Here is a 24199-nt window from a genome sequence, read left to right as displayed (position 1 = left end):
GATGGCCCATTATCGGCCGGACACCGCTTCGCCTGTTCGATCCGGCCAGAAAAAGCCTGCTCTACTCTCCGCCGGAGCAACCGTGCGCTTTGAACCGATTTCGAAAGACATGTTCGACAATTGGGAGACGGAAGCGGAAGAATGAGCATCACCGTTCTGAAAGCGGGCCTGCAAACAACGTTGCAAGGTGCTCCCTATACCGGCCACCGGCATCTGGGTATGCCCGCTGCGGGCGCCGCCGATTGTCTTTCACTGGCGTTGGCGAATTTTCTGGTCGCCAAATCCTTTGGCGAATCCGCAATCGAGATCGCGCTGACCGATGCCAGTTTCCGGTTCAACGAGCCCTGCTCCCTCGCGGTGGTCGGCGCAGCGGAATATCTCCGGATCAATGGCGACGAGCAACCGTTGCATCGGACGCTGGAGATCAAGGCCGGGGACAGGATCGATATCGGCCCCAGCCGCCCGGGATGCCGGACCTATCTGGCGATATCGGCAGCTATTCATGCAGAGAGCTTGCTTGGAGGCCGTTCAACCTATCTGGCAGCAAGGCTCGGCGGCTTTCAGGGACGGGCGCTTGGAAATGGCGATGTCATCACATTTTCACCGGATTCGCCGGAGACGGCGGGAGAGCGGATCACGCCGGAGCATCTCAGGCCGCATTTCAGTTATGATCATGTTTTGAGAATCACACCGGGTCCGGAAACGGACCAAATCAGCGAAAGCCTGCTCGATAACCTGTGCCTTGCCCCTTATATAGCGGGCGGTCGCGCCAACCGTATGGGCATCGCTCTTGAGGGAACAGCACTGAGCGCGAGCGAATCGGCCGATATGCCCAGCGCAGCAGTTTTTCCCGGCACAATACAATTGCCGCCTAGCGGGCAACCCTATCTGCTCGGTCCGGACGCCCAGACCACCGGAGGCTATCCCCGGATTGCGCAAGTGATCCGCGCCGACCGTCATCTGATCGGTCAGCTGGCTACGGGGTCGCGGATTCGATTTGTCCGAACCACGCCGGAAAAGGCCATGGACATTTACCGGGAAAAGCTTTCCCTGCTGTCTCCATGGCTCGGCCGGATAAAATTGTGGTGATATATCGAGGCTGTTCAACAGCCTCGAGAACAATCAGCTCTTTTTGAGCGACAGACCACCAAAGCGCTTGTTGAAGCGGGCCACCTGGCCACCTTGATCCATAAGGCGCTGGTTGCCGCCAGTCCATGCAGGGTGCGAGGAAGGATCGATGTCCAGTTGCAGCGTGTCGCCTTCCTTGCCCCAGGTCGAGCGGGTTTCGAAAGTCGTGCCATCGGTCATCTGAACGGTGATCATGTGATAGTCTGGATGCGTATCGGATTTCATTTTCGGCTCCTAAACAGGCTGGTTACCGACCAGACCCAAAGCGAATAAATTTAACGGAAGCGGCCCATTAACCGCCGAATGACAAAAGGGCAAGATTCTTTTGAAAAAGCCTATGCCGCGGGAGGGTCCGCAATCATGGCGGTAAAGCTTGCCTCTGCAGCCAGCTTGTCGCCAATCATTGCCTGCCCTGAAAATTTGCACACGCGCGCGCGCTTTTGTTCGAATTTGACATTCAGCGACAACAAGCAGCCAGGCTCAACCGGCTGACGGAATTTTGCTCCGTCAATCGCCATGAAATAAACCAGCTTGCCTGACCCCACCATGTCGAAGCTTTCCATGGCGAGAACGCCGGCGGCCTGCGCCAGCGCCTCGACAATCATCACACCGGGCATGATCGGTCGACCAGGGAAATGACCCTGGAAAAAGCCTTCGTTGATCGTGACCGCCTTGACCGCCCGTATCGACTCGTCCTTCACGAGCTCTTCCACCCGGTCCACGAGAAGCATGGGATAGCGATGCGGCAGTACCGCCATCACCTTGGTTACATCATAATCCAGAAGCTCTGTCATTAGCGATCAACTAGCGACTGGCCGGCTGCGCTGCGGGAGGCTGCTGCTGTTGCTGCTGAGCGGCCTGATTACGAGCACTGGCAACCAGAAGTTGCTGCAACTGCTGGTGCAGCGCTACGGTGGTACGCTGCGGCTGCCAGCCTGCCGTGGGTGTCGTGCTGACGGACGGAACTCTTGCATCAAGAGCTGCCGTGATATCGTTGGTTACGTCAACCTGGGACGGAGCATAGAGAAATACTTCCGGGTCCAGGATAACGCTGATCTTCTTGTCCGAGACCACCTTTTGCTGGGCATTGCCATATTCGGCGAAAATGCCTTCTACCACAAACATCTGGGCCATGACGGCTGGAGTCTGCAGTTTCTGGATTTCGGCCTCTTCGGCCTGAATGGTCTGCAAAACGGGGTTTTTGCTTTCACCGCCGCATCGAGCTCTTCCTGCGTCAGTTGCTTGTCGTTGTTCGTATCCAGTTGTGCGCGCAGTCCGTTCAGGGTTTTGTTGCGGGTATCGATCTGGTCGAAATAAGACTTATATTGCGTTCCAATCTGCGCATAGGCAGCCGAAAGGGCTTTTGTCTTTGCAATAGCCAGGGTCGGGTTTGCCGTAGCAATGCCCGAAACTTGCGCGTTCGCGACCGAACCAACGGCCAGGGGCGCAGCAGTTACAGCGAGAACGGTGAGTGCAGTTTTCAAAAAACGTGTCATCAGAATTGTGTTCCTACGTTGAAGGTGAATAGTTTTGTGTCATCGCCCGGCTCTTTCAGCAGAGCCTTGGCTATGTCGATCCGGAATGGACCGAATGGTGAATTCCAGTTTACACCAAAACCCACGGACAAGCGTGGGCTGATCGAATCACCGAAGAAGCGCTCGGTGAAGCTGGTAGCGATCGGGTTGGCGACCCCGTTGGTCGTCGCATCGAACGTGGTTGCAGCCGCCCCGTTGGTATCGGTGGTCAGATAGAGCGGTGCCGCAGCGCCTGTGGGCGACGCGTTGCCCTGACTGTCCTGGGTGCTGAATGCCTGGGTTTGCGCATCTGTCAGAAGCAGAGGCTGAACCACATTGAAGACGGCACCCACGTCGACAAAGATCGAAGGCCGCAGGCCAAGCTCGCTGGCGCCCGAACCGAGCGGGATTTCCAGCTCTGCCCGTCCCAGATAATAGGCACGGCCACCGATGGCATCGTCCGTCTGGGTACCGTTGGTCAACTCGACAATCTCGTTGATCGGATTACCATTGGTATCCAGCCCGGGAATTGTAGATGAACGTACGACGCGTGGCCCCACACCGCGGATATCGAAGCCGCGAATTTGTGGCTCACCGAGGAAAAAGCGATCTGTCAGACGGATATCGTCAATGCCGTCCGCTTCACTTCCACGGTTTTCCAGAGGATGGATATATCCGCCTTCTGCCTTCGCCGTGAAGATAAAATCACCCAGAACGCGCCAATGTTTGGAAGCATTCAAACGGCCGCGGAGATATTTGACACTCCCGCCCAATCCGGCGAAATCGAGGCTACCAACGATGGACTGACCCCGGGTTGGCCGGATACGATTATCACGGTCATCGTAAATCAGCGATGCGCCCAGCGACGATGTTGTACGCGTGCCCAGTGCATCACACAGGTAACGCCCGGCGAGCAGCGGATCACAATCATCAGCTTCGCTGTTGCCTCGAATTCCATCGGCATTGCTATCGGTAAAGAACAGACTCGGCTCCAGCGTCACATCGTCCTGACTGAGACCGTAGCGAAGAGAGGCGGACAGATATTCGGTAATCGGTACGCCGGCACGAATCTGGAAGCCTGTCGTGAGCTGCTCGAAAGTGGTCTGGCGGTCGCTGTTGACATAGTTGAAGCTGTTCAGATCGCGACGAAAGACGTCGGCACCAACCGCGATATTCCGGTCAAAGAGATAGGGTTCGGTAAAACCAAGCTCGATCGACTGTGAATAGCTCGAATAGCTGACACTGGCGCGCAATTCCTGACCCTTGCCGCGGAAGTTGCGTTGTCGCACGGACGCCTGGAGGATGAAATTCTCGACGCTGGAGAAACCGGCGGAAAGCTGCAGTTCGCCGGTCGCCTTTTCCTCGACATTGGCTTCCAAGATAATCCGGTCCGGGGCGCTGCCCTGCTTCTGCTCGATCTCGAGGTCTTCCTGGAAGAAACCGAGCGACTTGATCCGGTTGGCCGAGCGCTTGACCTGGAAACTGTTGAACGCATCGCCCTCGTTAAGCCGGAATTCCCGGCGCACGACCTTGTCCTGAGTTAATGTATTGCCGTTGATATCGATCCGCTCGACGTAAACGCGATCGCTTTCCGCAACCTGGAAGAGAATATCCATGGTCAGCGTTTCTTTGTTCCGCGTAAATTGCGGGCGAACGTCGGCAAAGGCATAGCCGAACAGGCCGGCGGTTTCCGACAAGCGCTCGACCGTGTCTTCGACCTGCTTTGCGTCGTAATAGTCTCCGGTCTTCATCGGCAGCTGTGGCGTCAGGAACTCGGGCGTGAAATCGCGGATGTCGCTTTCGACCGACACTTCCCCAAACTGGTACCGCTCGCCCTCTTCCACGACATAGGTGATGATGAAATCCCGCTTGTCGGGCGTGAGTTCGGCTACAGCCGAGATGACGCGAAAATCGGCATAGCCTTCGGTCAGATAGAATTGACGCAGCTTCTGCTGGTCAAAGGCCAGGCGATCCGGGTCATAAGTGTCGCTGGAGCTGAAGAAACGGTAGAAGCGCGACTGCTTGGTTACCATTTCCCCGCGCAGCTTGCCGTCGGAAAATTCTTCGTTGCCAATGATGTTGATCTGCTGGACCTTGGATTTGGGTCCTTCATTGATCTCGAAAACGATATCGACGCGATTCTGGTCCAGCTGCACCATTTTCGGTTCGACATTGGCCGCGAAGCGGCCCTTGCGCTTGTAAAGCTCGACGATCCGGGCCACGTCGGCGCGCACCTTTGAACGGGTGAAGATCTGACGCGGCGCCAGCCGGATTTCCGGATAGATCTTGTCTTCCTTGATCCGCTTGTTGCCCTCCAGCAGGATACGGTTGATCACCGGATTTTCGACAACCTCGATGATCACGGCACCCTGGTTGTTCCGGATGCTGACATCCTTGAACAATTCGGTCTCGAACAAATCCTTCAGCGCCTGGTCGGCAGATTCCTGGGTGTAGGGCTGTCCGGTCCGCAATTTCATATAGGAGAGGACCGTGGTCGGCTCCAGTCGCTGGGCGCCATTGACCACAATCGAGCGGATAATATCATCGGCAGGAGCCGCTGGCACGGCCTGCGCCGCTTCCTGCGCGAGCGCCTGCGAAGAAACCGCTGCGCCACTCAAAATCGTGCCGCACATTAACAAGGGCAAAAGCCGCTTTTTATGATTCACAGACAAACTCGCTTTCACAGCATAAACCAGAATTAAAATGAAACCGACACCAAGGTATCAACTTCGGCAACCCCCTGCCCCAATGCAGCCCGTCAATCAATGGCCAATCAGCCAGAGATAGCCCGGAACAGGCCAAATGACGATAAATCGTTGAAAGTCACCACCAGCATGAACACCATGACCAAGGCAAAGCCGGAACGGAATGCCCATTCCTGTATCCTCGGGCTGGCAGGCTTCCTCCGAACCGCTTCCAATGCATAGAACATCAAATGCCCTCCATCGAGCATCGGGATTGGCAGCAGGTTGATGAACCCCAAGTTAATTGAAATCAGGGCGACGAAAAGAATGAAGCTTTCCAGCCCCAGCTTGAACTGTTCGCCGGAAACCTGTGCAATTTTGAGCGGCCCGCCGAGTTCCTTGATGGAACGCTTGCCGGTAATCACCTGACCGAGGGTGGTGATGATCTGGTCGACGATGCCAATCGTTTTTCCACAGCAACGGCTGGCGCTTCAAGCGGGCTAACCTCCCGCCATTCGACTTTGCTGGATGACATGCCCAGCATACCGAGCCGATATTCGTTGCCGAACCGGTCCTTCAGCATATGGACGCCGATCGTGGCCTGCTTGGCAATATGCTGACCATCCCGCTCATAGACAATTTCGACATTCTGATCGGGGATCAGGATCATTTTCTGCCGCAGGTCCTCGAACAGATCAATCTCATCACCGTCGACGGATATGATCCGGTCGCCCGGTTTCATGCCGATCGCGGCGGCGGTTGAGTTGGGAGCGATTGCATCTGCAACCGGCAGAGTTGCGCTGGTACCATAAGCGATAACGAAACCCATGATGATCAATATGGCAAAGATGAAATTGATCGCCGGCCCGGCAAATACGATTGCGGCACGCTTCCAGAGCGATTTGGACTGGAAAGTCTGATTGCGCTCCGCCGCCGGCAGGCTCAGCCATTCCTTGCTCTTGGCCCCCGCCGGATCCATGTCTCCGGCGAACTGGACATAGCCACCCAAGGGCAACATGCTGAGTTTCCAGCGCGTTCCGCGCTTGTCGGTCCAACCGGCAATTTCCTTGCCAAAGCCGATGGAGAAAGTCTCTGCTTTGACGCCACACCAGCGCCCGACCAGATAATGTCCCATTTCGTGCACAAAAACGAGCACGCCAATGACGATCAGAAAGGAGAATAAATAAATCAAAAACCGGGATTGTCCGTCAAACCTTCAATTCCTCAACCAGCTGTTCGGTCCGAACGCGGGTTTCCTTGTCTATCGCAAAAATATCCGCCAACTCGCTCGGGTCTGGCGGGCTATAACTGTCTAACAGCCGTGATACAATGTCTGTGATGTCCAGAAACTGAACCGCCCCATCCAGAAATGCAGCGACAGCGACTTCATTGGCTGCATTGAGCATCGCAGGCTTGGCACCGCCTGCCATGATAGCGGCTCTTGCTATGCCGGTCGCCGGGAAGCGGCTTTCGTCGGGGAGTTCGAAATCCAGCCTGCCAATCTCTGCCAGATTAAGGGGTTCGCAATTGCTCATCATCCGGTCCGGCCAGGCCAGAGCACTGGCAATCGGTATCCGCATATCCGGAGATCCGAGCTGCGCCAGAGTCGAACGGTCGTGATATTCGACCATTGAGTGAATCACGGATTGCGGATGCACCAGTATCTCGATATTCTCGAGACCAACCGGAAAGAGATGATGGGCCTCGATCAGTTCGAGTCCCTTGTTCATCATCGTCGCGCTGTCGACGGATATTTTTGCTCCCATGTCCCAATTGGGATGCGCGACCGCCTGCTCCGGCGTCACGCTGGCCATCTGGTCGCGGGTCCATGTGCGAAACGGTCCACCGCTGGCCGTCAGGGTGATCTTGCGAACCTGATCGATCCGGCCGCCCTGCAGCGCCTGGAAGATCGCATTATGCTCGGAATCGACGGGCAGCAAGGTTGCGCCGGCTTGCCTGGCCTCGTTGATCATCAGCGCTCCGGCAGAAACCAGGGCTTCCTTATTGGCCAGAGCCACGGTCTTGCCGCAGCGCAAGGCTTCGAGCGTTGGCGGCAGGCCGGCACAACCGACAATCGCCGCCATTGTCCAGTCAGCACCAAGCGCGGCCGCGGCAATCAGCGCATCGGGGCCACTCGCAGCCTCGATCGATGTTCCAGCCAGTTGTTGGCGGAGTTCGGAATAGGCGGAATCGTCGGCAACCACCGCTATCTGCGCCGAGAATTCCTTGGCGAGAGCGGCCAGCTGGGCAGCATTGCCGTTGGCGGTCAGGGCAATGATCTCATATTGATCGCGGTGCTGACGGACGAGATCCAGCGTCGACAGACCAACCGATCCTGTCGCTCCGAATATCGAGATCGACTTGGTCATGACAATGCGGGCCAGCGATCGACCAGCATGATCAGTGCGACGACCGGCGCCACGGGCATCAGGCCGTCGAGACGATCCATCACGCCACCATGGCCGGGGAAAATCGTTCCGCTATCCTTGGCCCCTGCCTTTCGCTTGAGCCAGCTCTCAAACAGATCGCCCATTTGCGCCAGAACGGCAAGAGGGATGCTGAGCAGCACCAGACCGAAATGAAGCCCCCAATAGACATGGAGGGCGAAACTCAGCGCCGCTGTCAGAATGACACCGCCAATCAGGCCTGCCCAGGTCTTGTTTGGACTATATTGCGGCGCCAGTTTGGGTCCGCCGATGGCGCGACCGGAAAAATAGGCGCCAATATCCGTGGCCCAGACCAGAGCGAGCGTCCACAGCATCACAAGAATACCATTATCGATCTCGCGCAAATAGAGGACTGCAAGAGCCGGAAGGCCTGCGTACATCACGCCCGCGGCAAGCTTGATCGAGCGATCGAATATCGCGACAAACATCGCCGCGCCCAGGATAAGGCCGAAAGCCAGAAACGATGGTCCCGCGGCCCACGGAGACATGATCGCGAGAGGCACGGACAGCGCATACATCGCGAGCAGCCGCTTGTCGCGACGGTCGGTCAGCCCTGCCCACTCGCTCATAATTCCCAGCGACATCAGCACGGCCAGCAACCAGAGCGTCATCCCGCCAAAATAGCCCGCCAGTAGCGCCGCTCCGATCAGGAGAATACCAACGATTATGCGGGTCTGCAGTTCACTGCCCTTGCCGGGCGCCGGAGCAGAGGGGTCAGCCATATTCAGCGCCCACCAAAGCGTCGTTCGCGCGCACCGAAGGACTGCAATGCTTTTTCCAGTTCGGCCTTGTCAAAATCGGGCCACAGCGTGTCGGTGAAATAAAGTTCAGAATAAGCCGCCTGCCACAGCAGGAAATTGGACAGGCGCAATTCCCCGGAAGTCCGGATCAGCAAATCCAGAGGTGGCAGATCTGCGGTATCCAGCGCACCGGCGATATGGTCGAGACCTATCGCGTCCGGCTCCATCTCGCCCTGCCTCACTCTGCTCGCGATATGCTGGACCGCGCGGCGCATTTCGTCCTGCGCGCCATAGTTGAGCGCGACTGCGAGCGTCATCTTCTCGTTTCCGGCCGTTTTCTCGATCGCATTGTCGATCATCGCGACGATATCGGCGTCGAGCGCCCTGTAATTGCCAATGACCTTCAACCGCACGCCATTTTCGACAAATTCATCGATGTCCGACTGGATATATTGCCGCAGCAATCCCATCAGATCGCTTATTTCCTCTTCCGGCCGGTTCCAGTTCTCGGAAGAAAAGGCGTAAAGCGTCATCGCTTCTATGCCCATTTTTCCGGCTACTCGAACAATATTGCGGACCGCTTCGACACCCTTCTTGTGGCCGAGGGCACGGGGTAGATGCTTGCGCTTCGCCCAGCGTCCATTGCCGTCCATGATGATCGCGACGTGGCGGGCACCGTAAGTCGGGTCGGATATCCCCGCCGCAGCTTGCACCGGGTCTGCAGAACCGTTCTTGGAACGCGCAAGCTTCACTGCGTCAGAATTTCCTGTTCTTTCGCATCCGCCAGCTTGTCGGCCTCAGCAATCATCTCGTCGGTCAGCTTCTGGACTTCCGTTTCGAGCCGCTTCCGGTCATCTTCGCTGATTTCCTTCTTGTTCTCGTCCGCTTTCAGGTCGTCCATGCCGTCCCGACGGACATTGCGAATGGCGATGCGGGCCTTTTCTGCGAATTGTCCGGTGAGTTTTGCCAGATCCTTGCGGCGCTCTTCGGTCAGATCAGGAATAGGCAGCCGGATATTGGGACCGTCAGTCATCGGATTCAGCCCGAGACCGGCCGAGCGAATGGCCTTTTCCACCGGCTGGATATTTGCCTTGTCCCAAACCTGCACCGACAGCATCCGCGGTTCCGGCACGGATACCGTAGAAACCTGATTAAGCGGCATCTTGGAGCCGTAAACTTCGACCGTTATGGTATCCAGCAGCGCGATATTGGCCCGGCCGGTACGCAGGCCGCTCAGGTCATGCTTGAGCGCCTCCAGCGTACTGTTCATCCTTTTTGCAGATCGGCTTTGTCATATTGTGCCATTGCTGTTTCCTCTAGATTTTATTTTATTCGGTTGTTCCGACCATGGTTGCGGTTCCACCGCCACCCAAAACGGTTGCGAGATTGCCCTGCTCCCGGATCGAGAACACCACGATCGGTATCTTGTTTTCCCGGCACAGCGCCACGGCACTGGCGTCCATGACCTTCAGATTATCACTTAAAACCTGGTCAAAGCTCAATTCATCATAGCGCGTGGCATCGGAATCGAGTTTCGGATCGGCATTGTAGACGCCATCGACGCTGGTGCCTTTGAAAAGGGCTTCGCAACCCATCTCCGCAGCGCGTAGTGCAGCGGCGGTGTCGGTCGTAAAATAGGGATTGCCGGTTCCCGCAGCGAAGATAACGATCCGGCCCTTTTCCAGATGGCGCACGGCCTTGCGTCGGATATAGGGTTCGCACACGCTTGCCATCGGGATCGCGGACAGGACCCGCGTGTCGCAGCCCATCTGCTCGAGTGCATTCTGGACGGCCAGCGCATTCATTACCGTGGCCAACATGCCCATATAGTCTGCACTGGTTCGCTCGAAGCCCTTTGCCGCCGCAGCCAGACCCCGGAAAATATTGCCTCCGCCGACAACCAGGCAAAGCTCGAATCCGGCCTCTTTGGCAGATTTCACTTCGGTCGCGATGCGATTGACCGTTTCCGGATCGATACCGAATTCGCTGGAGCCCATCAGGACCTCACCGGAAAGCTTCAGCAAAATGCGTTTGAACGCCGGTCGTTTCATGCAAATCCCATCCTGCCGGAATCAATGCCCGGCCCCAAAACAGATATGGCGCAGACCATAGATAGTCCGCGCCATGCTGCCAAGCGTTACCGCCTGAAATATTCAATCGGTTGCTCGATTAGCCGGCAACTGCGGCGGCGACTTCCGCTGCGAAATCATCTTCTTTCTTCTCGATGCCTTCGCCAAGCTGGAAACGGACATATTCGGTAAGCTTGATGTCCGCGCCTGCGTCTTTTCCGGCCTGCTCGACGACCTGAGCGATAGGCGTCTTGTTATCCATTACAAAAATCTGGCTGAGCAGTGCATTTTCCTTGGCAAATTTTGCCATCGCACCGTCGACCATTTTTTCGACGATATTTGCGGGCTTGCCGGATTCGGCAGCCTTTTCCGCAGCAATAGCGCGTTCACGCTCCATCATTTCCTGATCCAGGCCATCAGCGTTGAGCGCCAGCGGGAATGCAGCGGCGATGTGCATCGCGATCTGCTTGCCGAGTGGCTCCAGAACGTCTGCACCAGCGGTGCTTTCCAGAGCAACCAAAACGCCGATCTTGCCCATCGAAGGGGTGACGGCGTTGTGGATATAAGGCACGACAAGCCCGCTGGATACCGCAACGGTCTTCATCCGGCGAATGGCCTGGTTTTCACCAATGGTCGCGATATTGTTGGTCAGAACTTCCTGAACGGTGCCGCCGGCAGGGTAAGCCGAAGCCGACAGCGCTTCCACGTCGTCGCTGTCCATGCCAAGAGCAACCTGCGTCACATTGGAGACAAAATCCTGAAACTGGTCGTTTTTCGCAACGAAGTCGGTTTCGCTGTTCACTTCGACGGCAACGCCCCGGGTGCCTTCGACGGCGACGCCGACAAGACCTTCGGCAGCGGTGCGGCTCGATTTTTTCTGCGCTGCGGCAAGACCCTTGGTCCGCAACAGGTCAACCGCTGCTTCCACGTCGCCATTGGTTTCGTTCAGTGCTTTTTTGCAATCCATCATGCCCGCACCGGTGCGCTCACGCAGTTCTTTCACTGCTGCTGCTGTAATAGCCATTATTCGTTCCTCAATTTCTTGACCGGGAAATGTGAAAGTGGGGCGACAATAATGCCGCCCCCTATAATTCAATATACGGTCAATATATGACCGCAGAAAGTAGCTTCAAGCTCAGGCTTTCTCGCCTGCCTTTTCGTCAGCCTTCGGTTCTTCTGCCGCGATCTCAGCAATATCGGCAACCGCAGCTTCTTCACCGGAAGTCATTGCGCTTGCATTGGCTTCGCTCGAAACAATCTGTTCGACCGGAGGAGCAACTGCTGCGCCGAGATCTTCGCCAGCCGCAACCGAAGCGTCCTGGCCGCCTTTGGTCGCTGCCGCAGCAACGGACTCGCAATAGAGGCGAATGGCCCGCGCCGCATCGTCATTGCCCGGAACCGGGAAAGCGATGTTGCTGGGATCGACGTTCGAATCGAGAATCGCGACAACCGGGATACCCAGAACATTGGCTTCCTTGATGGCGAGCTCTTCCTTGTTGGCATCGATCACGAACATAACATCGGGAATGCCGCCCATGTCGCGAATACCGCCGAGCGAAAGCTCGAGCTTGGCATGTTCACGGGTCATCTGCAGGACTTCTTTCTTGGTGAAGCCAGCGGTGTCGCCACCGAGCTGCTCTTCCAAAGTCTTCATCCGGCGGATCGAGTTGGAAATCGTTTTCCAGTTGGTCAGCATGCCGCCGAGCCAGCGATGGTTTACGAAATGCTGGCCGCTTGCGCGCGCTGCTTCAGCGATAGGCTCTTGCGCCTGACGCTTGGTGCCGACGAACAGGACCTTGCCGCCAGCCGCAGTGGCGTTGGCGATAAAGTCGAGTGCCCGTGCGAACAGGGGCACGCTCTGCGAAAGGTCAAGAATATGGACGCTGTTGCGGGCGCCGAAGATGTACGGTTTCATCTTCGGGTTCCAGCGGTGGGTCTGGTGGCCGAAATGCGCTCCGGCTTCAATCAATTGCTGTAGGGTGACGACAGGGGCCGCCATAATATTTCTCCTTATCCGGTTATGCCTCTGGAAAGCTGAGAACCTCAAACGACCTGAAAGACCGCTATCGGCACCGGTATGAGTGCTTTCCATGTGGAATGAGCGTGCCGTTAAGGCGAAGCAGACACAAATGCAACCACAATTTGCAGCACGACAGGAACTTCTCCCGTAACCACCGCGGACGGACGGTCCGGCGAATGGCAACAACAGTCAAGCGGCCCGGCCTATACCGTCCCACCGCTCAAGCCGGATTCGGCTTTGCCACCGGCGCCAGCAATTGCCCGAGTTCTCTAACCAGAAGGGCGGATTGGATCGGCTTGGCCAGATGGGGGGAGCCACCAAATATCGCTGGTCGGTCATCCCTGCTGCGCCCTGAGATCGAAAGAAACGGCGTACCCGCTTGGGACAGCAACTCGGCGACGGGCGCCGATGTCTCTTTGCCCAGATTGATATCCAGCACTGCCGCATCGCACATCTGGTTCTCCAATATCGCAAGCGCGCCCGAGGCCGTCGCTACGGGGCCGAAAATTTCAAATCCGGCGGCTTTCAATATTTCGGAGACTTCCATGCCGATCAATATTTCGTCTTCCACGACCAATATCCGCGCGGAATCCGAAGTGGAGGATTGCCCCATATGGGCAGCAGCACGCGATTTCTGGGTCGACACTTCCAGATTGTCGAGAACCTTGTCGGCGGGGCAATTCACATGACACACGAGACCGGTCGGGAACCAGTCCAGACTCACCTCGCCATTGATGCTCGCTGACAATATCTGGTCGATCACCGTGGAACCGAAGCCGTTGCGGGACGGCTTCGTGACTTCCGGCCCTCCCCGCTCGATCCAGTCCAGCAACAGCCGCTGTTCGGAAATCTCCTCCCCGTCCAGCTTCCAGTCGATCTCGACCGCCCCCTCATCGTTGGACAAGGCTCCGTATTTTGCCGCATTTGTGGCGAGTTCGTGCAGTGCCATTCCGATCGCCTGAGCAGCCGGAGCGGTTATCTTGAGTGACGGGCCGGACAATTTTATCCGCTCTCCGAATATGTCCTGAAAATGCCCCAGTTGCGATCGGACGAGCTCATCCAGCGGAACATTCTGCCAGTAGCTGTTGACCAGAACGTCATGGCTTGCGGACAGCGCGAGAATGCGTTCGTCGAACCGTTGCGCAAATGTCTCCGCGTCATTTGCGGCGGTCTGCCGCGCGATCACCTGCACCAGCGTCAGCATATTCTTCGCGCGATGGTTGACTTCTCCCATAAGCAGCTGCTCGCGGGCTTCTGCGAGTTTCCTGTCACTTATGTCATGGGCAATTTTCGACGCGCCGACGATAGTACCGCCGGAATCGAATATCGGCGAGACGGTGACGGAAACATCTACTTCCCGCCCATCCTTGCACAGCCTGATTGTTTCATAATTGTTGACCTGCTCGGCGCGACTGATCTGGGCGAGAATATTCTCTTCCTCATGCTGCCGATCGGCGGGAATGAGCAGTCGAATGGATTTGCCGATCATCTCTTCAGCCGTATAGCCGAAAATCTTCTGCGCTCCGCTGTTCCAACTTTTAATCGTACCGTCCAGCGTCTTGGATATAATGGCTTCGCTGGAGCAGGATACGATCGCGGCCAGATGAGCCTGCGCTTCTTCCGCCCGCTTGCGATCAGTGATGTCGCTGATCGACGCATAGAAGAGATTCTCCACGCCGGGAAAATATTGCAGCTGGACGGCAACATCATAAACGGACCCGTTCTTCCGCTGATGCTGCGTTTCGAACGTCTGGTTGGCGATCTCGCCGTTCCGCAACGGCGTCACATGACTGATGAATTGCTCTCTGGAAAATTGCGGTTTTATATCCCAGGGCGTCAACTGGCGCAGCTCTTCCATGGAATAGCCGAGATTTTCCCGCGCTCCGCGATTGACCAGTTCGAAATGATAGCTGTTCGCATCGAAAATATAGACTTCGCTGACCGAATCCTCGACGATACGCCCAAGCCGTTCGTTGAGCGAGGCTGTCGCCAATCGCTCCAGCTCGGCGGCTGCCCGACCGGAAAACACCTCGATCACCTCGGCAGCCTGGTCGGCATCTTCAAATGGCTTCTCATCCAACACCGAAAGCAGGCCGAGCACCTCCCCCGACGCGCTACGCAATGGCGTTCCGACATAGCTGACAGCCCCCATGTCTTTCAGCATCTGGTCCCGCGGGAACAGGTCGATGATATTTTCGGGATAGCAGCAAGCGCCCTGCCCCACGATATTCTCGCAAGGGCTGTCTTTCAGATCATATTCGAAATTGTCGCCGGGGCCGTCATCCCATACCGCTACGGTGCAGGCTTTACCGCGATCAACGGGATGGAGCGTGCTCAAAAACACCCATCGGGCCGAAAGCGTTTCCGCCAGCGCTTCTACCATGACCGGGAAAAATGCTTCTCCCACGACCTGAGAGCAGGAGGCCAATTTGGCCTGAATGGACGGGAAGGAAGAAACGGAGCTTTTTGCCGGCTGAGTGAATTGAACCATCGATCCGTTCCCAAAGAAAAACATTAAGACGTTCGCACGCTTCCCGCAACAGTTTCTTCGCCCCCGCGCACGGTTGCAACAATGACACTGCCGAATTTCCGTCAATTTTCAGATAGCGCTTGACAAATTTCAGATAGCGCTTGACAAAGAGAACATAAATGGAACATTAAGAGTTCATCAAAAGAACAAACGGGATTGTCACATGCTTGCTATCGCCATTTCGACCTTTTTGCCCTTGCCCTATTCGGCTCTATCGCGGTGATTGCGATGATGTTCGCCCAATATCGTGACAGGATTTCTGCGGTCATCCAGAACGAATTCAATGGCCAGCGGCCCGTGACAGTCATCCAGCCGACAGCCTGTCGCCACCGGAAGGTCAAGACACCACAATCTATGACCCCGCACCGCTCGCTTCAGCCCGCTCCGCTGCGCGCTGCCGCTTGACCCGCGCATAGCTTCTGATGCTGAACGGAATGAGGATCAGGTAGCCGATACTGATTGCCGAGAGCATGATCCACGGCGAGTTGATCAGGCAACACCAACCAGCGCCACCACGGCAATCCCCTCCAGCCTGATATTTTGCGCAAACGCAGCGATGACCAGCTGAACGTCGCCGTATTCGAAATCATCAGAAACGCGATCAGCACGATCCACGGTGACACCAGAGCATAGTGACGGAAGATTTCCTCTCCGGTAATCAACCACAGATAGAGCGGCAACATCGCCAGTCCCGCGCCCACCGGTGCCGGAATACCGGTAAGAAATCCGGCTGATTTGTGCGGCTGGTCCTGATCATCGATCAAGGCGTTGAAGCGTGCGAGGCGCAAGGCGCAACCCACCACCATGGTCAGCGCCAGCACCCAGCCGAATTGCGGCATATATTGGGTCGACCATAGAAACATGACAAGCGCGGGAGACACGCCAAAGGCGATCACATCGGATAGCGAATCGAGCTCCGCGCCAAACCGGCTCTGCGCGTTCAGCAAACGGGCGATCCGGCCATCCAGACCGTCCAATATTCCTGCCAGAACAATCGCCGCTGCTGCCAGCACCCAATTATCCAGATAAGCGAAGCGAACGCTGCTCAGGCCAACGCACAATGCCAGCGCGGTCACCGCGTTCGGAACAAAAGCGCGCAGCGGAATACCGCGTTCGGGACGCTTCATCGAACCTTTGCCGACCATCAGCGTTGCTCCATCCGGCAAGGGGGCAGTGCGGAGATCATTGCCCTACACCCTCAATTTCCTTGGTCTGGCCAATCACGGCAAGAATTGTTTCGCCGGCAATGGCCCGCTGGCCCAGCACGACATTCGGTTCCGTTCCCTTTGGCAGGTAGACATCAACCCGGCTACCGAAGCGGATCAGTCCGATTCGCTGTCCGGCTGCGACAAAATCGCCTTCCTTGACAAAGGCCATGATCCGCCGGGCCACCAGACCAGCTATCTGCGTAAAACCGACCTTGAGGCCATCATTGCGTTCAACCATGAAATGCTGTCGTTCATTTTCTTCGCTGGCTTTGTCGAGATCGGCGTTGAGAAATTTTCCGGAAATATAGGCCTGCCGTTTCACCGTACCCTCAATCGGGGTGCGATTGATATGGACATCAAACACACTCATGAAGATCGAGACACGGATCAGTTCCTCGCTGCCGAGGCGCCCTCACCCTGCAGTTCCAGCGGCGGCGTAACCGGCATGATCAGGTTCACCAGTCCGTCGGCGGGCGCAACGATATAATTTTCATTGAGCGGGGTAACTCTTTTGGGATCGCGAAAAACGCCAATACCCATATTGTGATACCAGCCATTGGCCAGGCCAGCGTCTCCCATGCCATGACCGCAAAAAACGCTGTGATGGCCCCGGCGATGACGGCAAATTTCCGCCCTTCGGGATGGATCGGCGGGAAAGACCATTTGGCTTCACCCAGCCCCTTGTTTGAATATTTTTCAATCGCCATGACCGCTACTTAGTGACGGGCCATTGCTCTGACAACTCTCCCGTTGATATATTGGAAATTCAATATTGGCATTTTGTCCGAGCGCAACAAATCGCCCCCGCAACTCTGGGTTGAACAAATGGCAATCTTTGCTAAGAGGCTGGCAACATCATTCCTCCCTCTTGTTCCCGTTTCAGGAAAGAAATAAACGATATGTCGAAAATTAAGGTCAAAACCCGGTCGTCGAAATTGACGGCGATGAAATGACGCGGATCATCTGGCAGTGGATTCGCGAGCGGTTGATCGAACCTTATCTCGACATCGATCTGCATTATTATGATCTATCGATCGAAGTGCGCGACGACACCAATGACAAGATTACCGTCGATGCGGCCAACGCGATCAAGAAGCACGGCGTCGGCGTCAAATGCGCGACCATCACACCGGACGAAGACCGGGTCGAGGAATTTGGCCTCAAGCGGATGTGGAAATCGCCGAACGGCACCATTCGGAATATTTTGGGCGGTGTCGTCTTCCGCGAGCCGATTGTGATCGACAATGTCCCGCGGCTCGTACCGGGCTGGACCGATCCTATCGTCGTCGGCCGTCATGCCTTTGGCGATCAATATCGCTGCACCGATTTCAAGGTGCCCGGACCAGGCAAATTGCGGCTGGTCTTTGACGGCGATGATGGCACGAAAATTGACGAAGAAGTGTTCCAGTTCCCGTCTCCCGGCATTGCCATGGCGATGTACAATCTGGACGACTCGATTCGCGATTTTGCCCGCGCTTCGATGAACTATGGCCTGAACCGCGAATGGCCGGTCTATCTGTCGACCAAGAACACGATCATGAAAGCCTATGATGGCCGGTTCAAGGATCTGTTCGAGGAAATCTTCCAGGAAGAATTCAAGGACAAGTTCGACAAGGCCGGAATCACCTATGAACATCGTCTGATTGATGACATGGTCGCTTCCGCGCTGAAATGGAGCGGAAAATTTGTCTGGGCCTGTAAGAACTATGACGGCGACGTCCAGTCGGACACCGTCGCGCAGGGCTTCGGTTCGCTCGGCCTGATGACCTCGGTTTTGATGACCCCGACCGGCGACTGCGTTGAAGCAGAAGCCGCGCATGGCACGGTTACCCGCCACTATCGCCAGCATCAGCAAGGCAAGGCGACATCGACCAACCCGATTGCTTCGATCTTCGCCTGGACCCGCGGTCTGATCTATCGCGGAAAATTTGATGATACGCCGGATGTGACGCGCTTTGCCGAAACACTGGAACGCGTCTGCATCCAGACCGTCGAAAACGGCGACATGACCAAGGATCTCGCGATCCTTATCGGACCCGACCAGTCCTGGATGACGACCGAGCAGTTTTTCGAAGCGGTTCGCTCCAATCTCGAAGCAGAAATGGAAAACTGGCAGAAGTCATAACGGTTCGACGGGCATTTCGGGCGAGCGGATATCCTCTCGCCCGAACCCCAAGCCAACGACACGCCCGGGAATACGCCGCAACCACGGCACCCGGTTCAACAGCCTCAACATGAAAAACGCTTTGTCGATTGGCTCCGTTCGGCGCAAAAGCGGCGCGATGACCCGGTCCTGCGCGATTTTCTGAAAGGCCTGCATCCGGCGCACCGGTTTGATCCGGCGGACATATACCCGTTCCAGTAGCGGGTCGGGATTATCTCCTCTCGCCATCGGACCAGCCAGAACATTGGCGGCCGTGACCGCGTCCTGGACAGCCATATTGATACCGACCCCGGCAATCGGTGACATCGCATGGGCCGCGTCGCCGATCGCCAGCAGGCCGGGGCGATGCCAGCGCTCGAGCCGGTCAAGCGCCACCTCCAGCATCTTCACCTGATCCCAGCTGACTATCTGGTCGAAAGCCTCCCGCAGGTCGGGAACGAGCGACCGCAAGCCCGCGCGAAAGGCCTCCAGCCCGGCGGCTTTTACCTGACCGGCCTGCCCCTTGTTGAAGATATAGGCGCATTGATAATAATCCTGGCGATCGATCATCACCATGAAACGGCCCGCCTGAACCGTTCCGAACACGTCGCCACCCTGGCCTTCGGGTTTATCGATGCGGAACCAGAACACATCCATCGGCGCGCCGATATTTTGCAGGGGCAGCTTGGCCTTGCCGCGCAACACCGATCGCCTGCCGTCCGCGGCAATCACAAGTTTGGCCGCCAGCACTTGCCCGTCCGCCGTCTCGACACCGCACACCCGATCAGCCTTGTCATAGACCAGATCGACCGCTTCCCTTTTCATATGCAAGTCAAACCCGGGATATTGCTTTGCCTTGCCGGCGATGAAATTGAGCAGATCCCATTGCGGCATCATCGCGATATAAGGCGCCGCTACCGGCAAATGACGGAAATCCAGTACTTTCATCTGCTGGCCAGCAATGTGGATCGATGCCTGTTCCAGCCTGCTGTGCGGCAATTGCAATAACTCGTCCAGCATGCCGAGTTGATGGAAAAGTTCCAGTGTCGAGGGATGAACCGTATCGCCCCTGAAATCCCGCAGAAAATCCGCATGTTTCTCGAGCACCGCAGTTTTCAGCCCGGCGCGGGCGAACAGCAAGCCGGCCATCATCCCCGCAGGCCACCGCCTACAATCACGATATCATGCTTATTTTCCAACATTCGCTTTCTCCGCCACGTAACCTGCTGACAAATAGCATTGATCGCGTATAGAGTCGCCCCATGCACAGTCCGCTTGAAAATCCAGCCTTTATCGATGCCATCGTGATCCTCGGCGCCGCCGGGATCGTTATTCCGGCCTTCGCCCGGTTCCGGATCACGCCGATCATCGGATTCATCCTGGTAGGCGTCTTGCTCGGACCGTCGGGACTAGGCTCGCTGCAGGGTCAATATAGCTGGCTGCAATTTGTCACCATCAATGATCGCGAGGCCATCGAGCCCTTTGCCGAGATGGGCATCATATTGCTGCTCTTTTCCATCGGACTGGAGCTGTCATTCAAGCGGCTCTGGTCGTTGCGCCGGCTCGTCTTCGGCGTCGGCGCGGCGGAATTGCTCGCTTCCGGCCTGATTATCGGCTCTGTCCTCTATCTGCTTGGCCAGAATTCCGCCGGCGCCTGGGTCTGGGACTGGCGCTTGCGCTGTCCTCAACCGCTCTCGTGCTGCCAATGTCGGGCACCAAGAGCCCGGTCGGACGAGCGGCACTGGCCATGCTCCTGTTCGAAGATGTCGCCATTGTTCCGATCATCTTCCTGCTCGGCGCTATCTCTCCAGCAATAACCGCCGATGGCGGGTGGGATGATCTGGGCCGCACATTGCTGATGGGCGGCGCGGTGATCATCGGCATGCTGGTGCTTGGTCGATTGCTGCTGCCGCGCATATTTGCGCAGGCCGCCCGTACCAAGAGCCCGGAACTGTTTCTCGCGGTAAGCCTTCTGGTGATCATCCTCGCCAGCCTCGCAACCGCCGCAACCGGCCTGTCGCCGATCGTCGGCGCTCTTCTGGCCGGCTTGCTAATCGCGGAAACCGAATATCATGGCGAGGTGGAAGTCATCACCCAGCCCTTCAAGGGCCTTGCGCTGGGCGTTTTCTTGATCACGGTTGGCATGCAGATCGATATTCGCGTGATCATGGCCAACTGGTCGGACCTGCTGATCGCCGTCGTCGGTGTGGTCCTGATCAAGGCGATCGTCACCAGCAGCCTGCTCCGATTTGCCGGTGCACGGCCCGGCACCGCAACCGAGGCCGGCGTCCTGATGTCCAGCCCGTCCGAAACAACCTTGATCGTATTGGCCGCGGCGACTCAGGCGCAGCTGATCCAGCCCCAGACGGCAGCTTTCTGGCAGATCGTGACGGCTATCGGCCTGACCATCACGCCATTGCTCGCCCGCTTTGGCCATGACATCGCCCGGCGTATGGAAATGCGCAGCGGCGGTAGTGCAGCGGCGGATGAATTGCCGGTAGAGGCGCAGCAGACCATCATCATCGGCTTTGGCCGGGTCGGCAAGCTGATCGCCGATCTCTTAACCACCCACAATCAAAAATATCTCGCCGTCGAGACGAATATTGACACTGTCGCCAAGGCGCGGCGCGATGGCTATCCGATCATGTTCGGCAATGTGTCGCGAAACGAAATGCTCGACCGGTTGCGGCTGGGCCATGCGAAGGCGCTGGTGCTAACGATGGACGAGCCTGTGCTGTCGGTGCAGATCGTCAAGAAGGTCCGGGCCTGGGTACCCGATCTCCCGATCATCGCCAGGCGCGGGACATCGAACATGCCGCCGAACTCTATCAGGCCGGGGCGACCAATGCCGTGCCCGAAGCGCTCGAGGGCTCGCTGCAACTGTCAGAGGCTGTACTGGTCGAAAATGGCGTGGCAATGGGACCCGTCATTGCCTCTATCCACGAACTGCGCGATATTTACCGCAAACGGATACAGGAAGAAGGCGATCTGGAGCACGAACCCAAACTGAAATCCATGTCCACTTCTACCGGTCAGGCGACCGCCGACGATCTGGTGCCGGACGGCCTCAGCCCGCAAGAACAGACCTGATAGCAGCGATCGCGTCATCGGCCTTGGCGCCGTCGGGCCCACCGCCCTGCGCCATGTCCGGACGTCCGCCACCACCTTTGCCGCCAACAGCGGCAACACCGGCCTGAACCAGATCGACCGCGCTAAACCGCTCCGTCAGATCATCGGTCACGCCGACTGCAACGGTTGCCCGGCCATCATTGACCGCGACCAATGCGCTCACGCCGCTCGACAATGTTTTCTTAGCCTGATCGACAAGTCCCCGCAATTCCTTGGGATTCAGGCCCTGAATGACCTGACCGGAAAAAGTCACATCGCCGACGCTTTCCGTTTCGGCAGCCTTTGCGCCGCCGCCGTTGCCGGCCAGCGCCAGAGCTTTCTTCGCCTCGGTCAGTTCCCGTTCCAGCTTTTTCCGCTCATCGACCAGAGCCGCCACGCGGTCCACCGCATCTTCCGGCGACGCTTTTAACGCGCTGGCGATCGACTTGAGCTTGGCATCCCGGTCCAGCAGCCACAGCCGGGCGGCCTCGCCGGTCAGCGCTTCGATTCTGCGGACGCCGCTGGCAACCGCGGATTCGGATATGATCGTCATCAGGCCGATATCGCCGAGCGCCTGGACATGGGTACCGCCGCACAGTTCGACCGAATAATCGAGATCGGCATCCTGCCCCATCGACAAGACACGCACCTCGTCACCATATTTCTCGCCAAACAGCGCCAGCGCACCCGCGGCGACGGCGTCGTCCGGACTCATCAGCCGCGTCGTGACCGGGCTGTTCCCCCGGATCTGCGCGTTCACGTCCGCTTCCACTGCCTGTATTTCGGCATCGGTCAGCGCGGAGACGTGAGAAAAGTCAAAACGCAGACGGTCCGGTGCAACCAGGCTACCCTTCTGGGTCACATGGTCACCCAGATGGTGGCGCAACGCCTTGTGCAGCAGATGGGTGGCGCTGTGATTGGCGCGCAGCGCCGTGCGGCGAGCCTTGTCCACTTGCAGATGGACCCTGTCCCCGACCGATACAGACCCCGACCCGATTTCGATCTGGTGGGCATGGAGCCGTCCCAGCGGTTTTCTGGTGTCGGTCACGCTGGCCGCAAAACCGTCTTCACCGGATATCTCGCCAGCATCGCCCATCTGGCCGCCGCTTTCACCGTAGAAAGGGGTCTGGTTGGTCAGCAACGTAACCGTATCGCCGCTCCCGGCGGTTTCGATTTCGGCGCCATCCTTGACCAGGGCGACGACAACGCTCTCGCCTTCCTCTGAAGTATAGCCGGTAAATTCGGTGCTGCCTTCCCGCTCGGCAATGTCGAACCAGACGGTGTCGGACGCCTGGTCGCCAGACCCTTTCCAAGCTGCACGGGCAGCGGCTTTCTGTTCCGCCATCGCCTTGTCGAAGCCTTCCCGGTCGACACCCAGCACCTTGTTGCGCAGCGCGTCCTCGGTCAGATCATAGGGGAAACCGAACGTGTCATAAAGTTTGAACGCTGTTTCACCGGGCAGGATATCGCCTTCGCTCATGTCGGCGATTTCCGCATCGAGCAGTTTCAGGCCGTTGGCCAGCGTCTGCCGGAAATTGGTTTCCTCGCGCAGCAAGGTTTCCTCTATCAACGGCTGGGCCCGGATCAGTTCGGGAAAGGCATTGCCCATCTCGCCGGCCAGGGAACCAACCATCCGGTGCATCAACGGGTCCTTGGCGCCGAGCAGATGGGCGTGGCGCATCGCCCGCCGCATGATCCGCCGCAGCACATAGCCACGGCCCTCGTTGGAGGGCAGAACACCGTCGGCGACGAGAAAGGACGAGGCGCGCAGATGGTCTGCAATCACCCGGTGGCTGGCCTGGTTGTCACCCGTTGTGGCGGTGCCGGTCAGCGAACCGGATTCGGCGATCAGCGCCTTGAACAGGTCAATGTCATAATTGTCATGGACGCCCTGCATGACCGCAGCAACGCGTTCCAGCCCCATGCCCGTGTCAATCGACGGTTTCGGCAGGTCAACGCGATCACCTTCGCCGCGCTGGTCATATTGCATGAACACGAGATTCCAGATTTCCACGAACCGGTCACCGTCCTCATCCGGGCTGCCCGGAGGACCACCGAAGACATGCTCACCATGGTCGTAGAATATCTCGCTGCAGGGACCGCAGGGGCCGGTATCGCCCATCGACCAGAAATTGTCGTCGGTGGCGATACGAATGATCCGCTCGTCCGGCAGGCCGGCAATTTTCTTCCACAGATCAAAGGCTTCGTCGTCCGTATGGTAAACGGTCACGGTCAACCGGTCCGGCGAAATACCCCAGGTTTTCGTGATCAGCGTCCACGCGTGGAGGATCGCCTGTTCCTTGAAATAGTCGCCGAACGAGAAATTCCCCAGCATTTCAAAGAAAGTATGGTGGCGTGCGGTATAGCCGACATTGTCGAGGTCATTATGCTTGCCGCCGGCGCGAACACATTTCTGGCTCGACGTGGCCGTCGAATAAGGGCTCTTCTCCGCACCGGTGAAGATATTCTTGAACGGTACCATGCCCGCATTGATGAACATCAGCGTCGGATCATTATAGGGAATGAGCGGCGCGGACGGTACGATCTCGTGACCTTCGGCCGCGAAATAGTCCAGAAAAGAGCGTCTTATATCGTTGGTTGTTTGCAT

The 24199-nt window shown here is 57.3% G+C and carries 16 protein-coding genes and 6 pseudogenes; 4 read left to right on the top strand and 18 right to left on the bottom strand.

Features of this window, described 5'->3' with window-relative positions; genetic code table 11:
- The first annotated feature begins 1 nt into the window (after position 1).
- Both C8024_RS01390 and C8024_RS01385 read left to right on the top strand, forming a co-directional pair.
- The gene (locus C8024_RS01390; RefSeq protein ID WP_173202682.1) at positions 2-145 is read left to right on the top strand and encodes a hypothetical protein; all 144 of its coding nucleotides are present in this window, start codon (positions 2-4) and stop codon (positions 143-145) included.
- Positions 142-1089: a biotin-dependent carboxyltransferase family protein gene (locus C8024_RS01385; RefSeq protein WP_173202681.1), complete on the top strand. Its 948-nt coding sequence runs from the start codon at positions 142-144 to the stop codon at positions 1087-1089. Before C8024_RS01390 ends, C8024_RS01385 begins: the two co-directional genes overlap by 4 nt.
- A gap of 33 nt (positions 1090-1122) precedes the next feature.
- Here C8024_RS01385 and rpmE read toward each other — a convergent pair whose 3' ends face one another.
- The 16 genes and pseudogenes from rpmE to C8024_RS01305 form a co-directional block, all read right to left on the bottom strand.
- Positions 1123-1353 carry a 50S ribosomal protein L31 gene (gene rpmE / locus C8024_RS01380; RefSeq protein ID WP_100095223.1) on the bottom strand — a complete coding sequence of 77 codons (231 nt, stop codon included), beginning with the start codon at positions 1351-1353 and terminating at the stop codon, positions 1123-1125.
- Between the two features lie 110 nt (positions 1354-1463).
- Entirely contained in the window at positions 1464-1922 is a 459-nt protein-coding gene (gene fabZ / locus C8024_RS01375; RefSeq protein WP_100095224.1) for a 3-hydroxyacyl-ACP dehydratase FabZ, read from the bottom strand.
- 10 nt (positions 1923-1932) lie between these two features.
- A complete protein-coding gene (locus C8024_RS01370; protein ID WP_367947085.1) occupies positions 1933-2262 on the bottom strand; it encodes a hypothetical protein in 330 nt (109 codons plus the stop codon).
- Positions 2241-2624 carry a hypothetical protein gene (locus C8024_RS01365; RefSeq protein ID WP_173202679.1) on the bottom strand — a complete coding sequence of 128 codons (384 nt, stop codon included), beginning with the start codon at positions 2622-2624 and terminating at the stop codon, positions 2241-2243. Before C8024_RS01365 ends, C8024_RS01370 begins: the two co-directional genes overlap by 22 nt.
- A complete protein-coding gene (gene bamA / locus C8024_RS01360) occupies positions 2624-5275 on the bottom strand; it encodes an outer membrane protein assembly factor BamA (protein ID WP_173202738.1) in 2652 nt (883 codons plus the stop codon). The genes C8024_RS01365 and bamA overlap by 1 nt, the downstream gene beginning before the upstream one ends.
- Positions 5276-5415: 140 nt before the next feature.
- Positions 5416-6461 (bottom strand): annotated as a pseudogene (gene rseP, locus C8024_RS01355) (RIP metalloprotease RseP).
- Positions 6462-6534: 73 nt separating this feature from the next.
- A complete protein-coding gene (locus C8024_RS01350) occupies positions 6535-7695 on the bottom strand; it encodes a 1-deoxy-D-xylulose-5-phosphate reductoisomerase (protein WP_173202678.1) in 1161 nt (386 codons plus the stop codon).
- Entirely contained in the window at positions 7692-8495 is an 804-nt protein-coding gene (locus C8024_RS01345) for a phosphatidate cytidylyltransferase (RefSeq protein WP_173202677.1), read from the bottom strand. Before C8024_RS01345 ends, C8024_RS01350 begins: the two co-directional genes overlap by 4 nt.
- A 2-nt stretch (positions 8496-8497) precedes the next feature.
- Positions 8498-9208, bottom strand: coding sequence for an isoprenyl transferase (locus C8024_RS01340; RefSeq protein ID WP_173202737.1), 711 nt, complete (start codon positions 9206-9208; stop codon positions 8498-8500).
- A gap of 53 nt (positions 9209-9261) precedes the next feature.
- A pseudogene (gene frr / locus C8024_RS01335) lies at positions 9262-9818 on the bottom strand (ribosome recycling factor).
- A 23-nt stretch (positions 9819-9841) separates the two neighbouring features.
- Positions 9842-10564: a UMP kinase gene (gene pyrH, locus C8024_RS01330; RefSeq protein WP_100095231.1), complete on the bottom strand. Its 723-nt coding sequence runs from the start codon at positions 10562-10564 to the stop codon at positions 9842-9844.
- A gap of 118 nt (positions 10565-10682) precedes the next feature.
- Positions 10683-11609 carry a translation elongation factor Ts gene (tsf, locus tag C8024_RS01325; protein ID WP_367947093.1) on the bottom strand — a complete coding sequence of 309 codons (927 nt, stop codon included), beginning with the start codon at positions 11607-11609 and terminating at the stop codon, positions 10683-10685.
- A 108-nt stretch (positions 11610-11717) separates the two neighbouring features.
- A complete protein-coding gene (gene rpsB, locus C8024_RS01320; protein WP_100095233.1) occupies positions 11718-12581 on the bottom strand; it encodes a 30S ribosomal protein S2 in 864 nt (287 codons plus the stop codon).
- Between the two features lie 241 nt (positions 12582-12822).
- On the bottom strand, positions 12823-15093 hold the full coding sequence (locus C8024_RS01315) for a PAS domain S-box protein (RefSeq protein WP_217271912.1): 2271 nt from the start codon (positions 15091-15093) through the stop codon (positions 12823-12825).
- Between the two features lie 391 nt (positions 15094-15484).
- Positions 15485-16277: pseudogene (locus C8024_RS01310) on the bottom strand (phosphatidylcholine/phosphatidylserine synthase).
- Positions 16278-16314: 37 nt separating this feature from the next.
- Positions 16315-17047: pseudogene (locus C8024_RS01305) on the bottom strand (phosphatidylserine decarboxylase).
- A gap of 192 nt (positions 17048-17239) precedes the next feature.
- On the opposite strand from C8024_RS01305, the pseudogene C8024_RS01300 reads away from it, so the two are divergent.
- Positions 17240-18465: pseudogene (locus C8024_RS01300) on the top strand (NADP-dependent isocitrate dehydrogenase).
- Here the strand turns inward: C8024_RS01300 and C8024_RS01295 are convergent.
- Positions 18460-19635, bottom strand: coding sequence for an FAD-dependent oxidoreductase (locus C8024_RS01295; protein WP_173202672.1), 1176 nt, complete (start codon positions 19633-19635; stop codon positions 18460-18462). The pseudogene C8024_RS01300 and the gene C8024_RS01295 overlap by 6 nt on opposite strands.
- A gap of 110 nt (positions 19636-19745) precedes the next feature.
- Between C8024_RS01295 and C8024_RS01290 the strand changes: the two are divergent.
- Positions 19746-21573, top strand: a pseudogene (locus tag C8024_RS01290) (cation:proton antiporter).
- Here the strand turns inward: C8024_RS01290 and alaS are convergent.
- Positions 21551-24199, bottom strand: a complete 2649-nt coding sequence (gene alaS / locus C8024_RS01285; protein ID WP_173202671.1) for an alanine--tRNA ligase — start codon at positions 24197-24199, stop codon at positions 21551-21553. The pseudogene C8024_RS01290 and the gene alaS overlap by 23 nt on opposite strands.

Source organism: Sphingopyxis sp. BSNA05 (assembly GCF_013265645.1).
Taxonomy (GTDB): Bacteria; Pseudomonadota; Alphaproteobacteria; order Sphingomonadales; family Sphingomonadaceae; genus Parasphingorhabdus.
Note: the sequence above shows the minus strand (reverse complement) of the source record. Positions and strands in the feature narration are given on the sequence as shown.

Excerpts from the sequence above, each read along its gene's own strand:
- C8024_RS01385 (WP_173202681.1), top strand. The coding sequence starts at position 142 with ATGAGCATCACCGTTCTGAAAGCGGGCCTGCAAACAACGTTGCAAGGT.
- C8024_RS01350 (WP_173202678.1), bottom strand. The coding sequence starts at position 7,695 with ATGACCAAGTCGATCTCGATATTCGGAGCGACAGGATCGGTTGGTCTG.
- C8024_RS01365 (WP_173202679.1), bottom strand. The coding sequence starts at position 2,624 with ATGACACGTTTTTTGAAAACTGCACTCACCGTTCTCGCTGTAACTGCT.
- C8024_RS01390 (WP_173202682.1), top strand. The coding sequence starts at position 2 with ATGGCCCATTATCGGCCGGACACCGCTTCGCCTGTTCGATCCGGCCAG.
- alaS (WP_173202671.1), bottom strand. The coding sequence starts at position 24,199 with ATGCAAACAACCAACGATATAAGACGCTCTTTTCTGGACTATTTCGCG.
- rpmE (WP_100095223.1), bottom strand. The coding sequence starts at position 1,353 with ATGAAATCCGATACGCATCCAGACTATCACATGATCACCGTTCAGATG.
- C8024_RS01295 (WP_173202672.1), bottom strand. The coding sequence starts at position 19,635 with ATGATGGCCGGCTTGCTGTTCGCCCGCGCCGGGCTGAAAACTGCGGTG.
- C8024_RS01370 (WP_367947085.1), bottom strand. The coding sequence starts at position 2,262 with ATGGCCCAGATGTTTGTGGTAGAAGGCATTTTCGCCGAATATGGCAAT.
- pyrH (WP_100095231.1), bottom strand. The coding sequence starts at position 10,564 with ATGAAACGACCGGCGTTCAAACGCATTTTGCTGAAGCTTTCCGGTGAG.
- C8024_RS01345 (WP_173202677.1), bottom strand. The coding sequence starts at position 8,495 with ATGGCTGACCCCTCTGCTCCGGCGCCCGGCAAGGGCAGTGAACTGCAG.
- bamA (WP_173202738.1), bottom strand. The coding sequence starts at position 5,275 with ATGTGCGGCACGATTTTGAGTGGCGCAGCGGTTTCTTCGCAGGCGCTC.
- fabZ (WP_100095224.1), bottom strand. The coding sequence starts at position 1,922 with ATGACAGAGCTTCTGGATTATGATGTAACCAAGGTGATGGCGGTACTG.
- C8024_RS01315 (WP_217271912.1), bottom strand. The coding sequence starts at position 15,093 with ATGGTTCAATTCACTCAGCCGGCAAAAAGCTCCGTTTCTTCCTTCCCG.
- rpsB (WP_100095233.1), bottom strand. The coding sequence starts at position 12,581 with ATGGCGGCCCCTGTCGTCACCCTACAGCAATTGATTGAAGCCGGAGCG.